General features: G+C 56.2%; 4 protein-coding genes. 1 reads left to right on the top strand and 3 read right to left on the bottom strand.

The genetic code is table 11. From position 1 onward, the window contains the following. A partial coding sequence (locus tag M0974_RS08215) for an LLM class flavin-dependent oxidoreductase (RefSeq protein WP_297835142.1) occupies positions 1-765 on the bottom strand: 765 nt, incomplete at its 3' end. Between the two features lie 369 nt (positions 766-1,134). Between M0974_RS08215 and M0974_RS08210 the strand changes: the two genes are divergently transcribed. Next, positions 1,135-1,875, top strand: a complete 741-nt coding sequence (locus M0974_RS08210) for a class II aldolase/adducin family protein (protein WP_297835139.1) — start codon at positions 1,135-1,137, stop codon at positions 1,873-1,875. 65 nt (positions 1,876-1,940) lie between these two features. Here the strand turns inward: M0974_RS08210 and M0974_RS08205 are convergent, their stop codons facing one another. Both M0974_RS08205 and M0974_RS08200 read right to left on the bottom strand, forming a co-directional pair. Then, on the bottom strand, positions 1,941-2,618 hold the full coding sequence (locus M0974_RS08205) for a class II aldolase/adducin family protein (protein ID WP_297835137.1): 678 nt from the start codon (positions 2,616-2,618) through the stop codon (positions 1,941-1,943). Between the two features lie 25 nt (positions 2,619-2,643). Continuing rightward, on the bottom strand, positions 2,644-3,735 hold the full coding sequence (locus M0974_RS08200) for an ABC transporter substrate-binding protein (RefSeq protein WP_297835134.1): 1,092 nt from the start codon (positions 3,733-3,735) through the stop codon (positions 2,644-2,646). Positions 3,736-3,832 lie beyond the last annotated feature (97 nt).

The following is a 3,832-nucleotide window of genomic DNA, read 5'->3' as shown; positions in this document are numbered from 1 at the left end:
TTCTGTTTCGCGTGCAAAAACATCGATACGAATACCGAAACGGACTTCGCGGCCCTGTTTGTCGGCCAATTCCCGAACCCGTTCAATGTGCGGCTTAAGCTTCTCGACCGGTTCTGCCCAATTGAGGTAAACGTCTGCGTGCCGAGCAGCAACGTCCAGTGCCGGGTCGGAGAAGCCGGAGAAGTACACGCCTGGTTTACGCTCATTTTGCAGCCCGCGTGGCAACGCGCCGTTCTCCAGTTTGTAGATGTCACCGTCATACGAGAACGTGTCGTTTTCCCAGAGACCCTTGATGATGTCGAGGAATTCGCCAGTGCGCTTGTAGCGCAGATCGTGTTCAAGGAAGTCGCCGTTGGCGCGCTGAGCCGCCGGGTTGCCGCCGGTGATGATGTTCCAGTCCAGTCGGCCGTGGCTCAGGTTTTGCAAAATCGCTGCTTGTTGCGCCGCATAGGCCGGCAGCGTCCAGGTGGCCTGAAACGCGATGAGGAATTTGATCCTGCGGGTTTCTCTAGCGAGCGCGGCGGCAGCAATCCATGGCTCTGGGCCGGTGGGCAGCAGCGCGCCCTCAAAACCTGCTATTTCAGCAGCCTTTGCAACCTGGGCGATGTAGTCGATATAGGTGAAGCCATCCGGCTCGCCATTGGGCAAACGACCGGGTGCGATATTGCCGGGTTTATGCGTTGCACTGCCGCGGTTGTTTTTGTCCGAGGCAAGATAAGGACCGTCACTGCCCAAGGGCAGGCGCCAAAAAAATTCGGTAGCCATGTGAACTCCAGATGCAGACAGATCGAACCGGAAAACGAGGTGTTGCCGGCGTTATCAGGCTGATTGCAACGCCTGTGCCAAGCATTTAAAGCCGCTGAAAGTACCGTGTTTGTTGATAGTCAACGCAGGCTTTGGAGTTCTTCAGGCGGTTTGTGCTGGGTCAGCAACACCTCAGCAACAACGGCTGTTGGGCTGCCAGCAGAAAATGTGCGGGTATGTGAAACATCGACGATGTTGTGTTTGGATGTGAACAAATATTCGTTTTAAATCAATAGCTTGAAAATATATCAGGACTGGCACAAGAACTGCTCTACCGAAGGACAACCGGAGCGTCCGGTTTTCCTTCACGCCTGAAACGGAGCTGTTTCCATGACTCTTGCGGTTACCTTGACTGAGCAACAACTGACTTATCTCGAAGAAGCAAAGCGTGACTTCGCCAAGGCTTTTCGGGTGCTCAAAGAAACTCGGACCCTGACTGCCACCAATACCTTGCAAGCCTACTTACGCGTGCCGTTCAGCGACCTCGTGATTGCTCTGCACGCGCCGGGCCCTTGGGCTGACGACGAGAGTATTCGCGCAGTGGTCGCCACCTATGACGGCGAGGTCTACCTGGATGAGTCAGTTGCAGGCTCAAATCCTTTGAGCGGAAGCAAAGCCGGTGGCAATGGCAAGCGTTACGCGACGATTTTCCAGAAGCGCCCTGAGGTCAACGTCGTCATTCATGTGCATACGCCGTTTCTAGGTGCCTGGGCCAGCGCGCACCGGGTATTGCCGATTCGTTATGCCGCCTCGCAACGGGTCACGTTGGCGCGTGAGCTACCGATCTATATCAACCGCCGCCAACAGGAGTCCGATTTTATCGTCGAGCAAATCCAGCACAATCCGCATACTCCGGCGATTCTCGAAGCCAACGGCGGCGCTACATTCTGGGGAACCGGGATTATTCAAGCCGCGAAGTTGGTATTGCTGATTGAAGAGGGCGCCTGGTTCCAAGGATTGGCAGAGAGCTTTGGCGGGTCGAAAGAGTTCGGGCCGGGTGTCTTGGAGCAGCAGTGGAAGATGACCGGATTGTGGCCGCAGGGCGAACAGTTGGCCGCAGCGCTGGGCTGAACGTAAGCGCGTTGCAGGAAGGGCGCGATGCGATCATCGCGCCCTTGTATCGGTTTGATTATGTCTTAACCCTTATAGCTCAGCGCCCGATCAAGCAGCCCCGTGCGTTTCCATTGCAACTCCAATGCGCCAGGGGTGTACACCTGAGCGCCCCCGATCTGTTCGGCAATCGCCTGGAAGCGTGCGGCCTCTTCAACGAACAGAATGATCTCGGCAGTCTTGATAATGCCTTTGCCCCAGAAATTGGCTCCGCCATTAGATTCCAGCAGTGCCGGTGGCGGTGCCAGTTGCGGGTTATCGTCCAAACGCTGGCGAATAACGTCCAGCGCGCTGCGGGTACGTTCCAGATGATTGGGGATTTCCCGCGCCAGCAAATGACGGGCCGCCGCGACATACAGGATCGGAAACGATTTGTGCGCCAGCGACCAGGCGGACAGCCAGGCCGTGTGCACATGAATCAATGTGTCGGCTTCCAGACGCGGCTCGTGCAGCAGCGAACTTTGCGTCTCGGCAAACGACGTCAGGCTGACTTGAGGTGACTGATCCCGCGCCAGGCCACCAGGAAATCGAATGCCCAACAGGTGGTCAGTACCAGCGATGCGGTGGGTAATATGAAATGTCAGGCTGGCAGACAACGTGCCGTTATCACGTAGCGTATTGAACGCATGCACTGCGTCGGAACGGGCCTGTTCGACGATACCGACGAGGTCCGCGTCAGGGTTACTTTGATGTTCGGTAGTCATTGGTGTCTCCTGTAAATGCGTCGAATCAGGGTTGTTTTACGGTCAATTGCGGGCTGGTGGGCGTCCAGATTCCTTGAAGTTTCATATCCTTCACGCCTTGGTCGACGAAGCGATCATCAAGCAGGTCATTCACTGTGATGTCGTTGCGAATCAGTTTGGCTTTGAGGCTGTAGGCGATCCCGTCCTGATAATGCTGGCGCAAGGTGGCATCGATCAGCGGGTTGAAGTGCGCGGCCCAAGGTTCGCCTTGTACTTCGCGAAGCAGCACGCTCTCTGGCTGGCCTGACTGCGTGAGGTACTTTATGTACTCGTCTTTATTCTGTTCTTGGGCGATCCACTGCGAGGCTTTCAGATAGGCGTCGACCACCAATTGGGTGATTTCCGGTTGCTGCTTAACGAAGTCGCTGGCACCGAACAACTCCGCGCGCATTTTCCAGTCCAGCGGGGCCTGTTTGCTGGACCAGATAATTTTGCCGACCTTTTTGTCTTCAAGCAGATAGGCATCGCTGAGGGTGAAGAACCCGTCCACGCGCCCGGCGCTCAGCGCCGCGGCGCCTGCTTGGGGGTTCAGGTTGAAGATCCGGAAATCATCGAAATCAAGGTGTTTGGAATCCAGGAGTTTGGCAAACGACAACTCCCATGGCCGGCCCCGATGCAGGGCAATTCGTTTGCCCTTGAGGTCTTCAATGGATTTGGCGGTGGAGTTCGGTGGGACCACCAGGTACACATTATTGCCGGTGCCACCCGCCGCGATCAGCTTGGTCGAGATGCCGGAGGCATTGAGAATGATGGTGGGAAGATCACCGTAAAACGCGAAATCAATGCGCTTGTTGGCGAACTCTTCATTGACGAAGGTGCCTACCGAGGCTGTTGCAGCGGGCACCCATTGCAGTTCAATACCGCGTTTGGCGAGTTCATTGGCCAGCCATTTATCACGGTCCATCACATAGGTCGGACCGTAGAAGGTGGTCTTGCCATTGCTGGAGGTGGCAACCGTGGCGATGCGTACCACTTTAAGCGGCTCGGCCGCCTGCGCATGAACACTGAGTAAGGAAAGGACTAACGCAACGGGACGCGTCAGGCGGCATAAGAGCTGGTTGAGATGTTTTGCTGGCATGGGAAACACCCGTGTCGAGCGCTCGCGACCGAAACCGCGAGCGGGTTGATTGATCAGAATTTGGTGGTGACCGAAACACCGAGGGTGCGCGGGTCAC

The sequence above is a fragment of the Pseudomonas sp. genome, from assembly GCF_026224925.1.
GTDB lineage: Bacteria > Pseudomonadota > Gammaproteobacteria > Pseudomonadales > Pseudomonadaceae > Aquipseudomonas.
This window is presented reverse-complemented; position numbering and strand designations above follow the sequence as displayed.

Bases quoted from the DNA above. Each gene is read 5' to 3' on its own strand.
- M0974_RS08205 (WP_297835137.1), bottom strand. From the start codon at position 2,618: ATGACTACCGAACATCAAAGTAACCCTGACGCGGACCTCGTCGGTATC.
- M0974_RS08210 (WP_297835139.1), top strand. From the start codon at position 1,135: ATGACTCTTGCGGTTACCTTGACTGAGCAACAACTGACTTATCTCGAA.
- M0974_RS08200 (WP_297835134.1), bottom strand. From the start codon at position 3,735: ATGCCAGCAAAACATCTCAACCAGCTCTTATGCCGCCTGACGCGTCCC.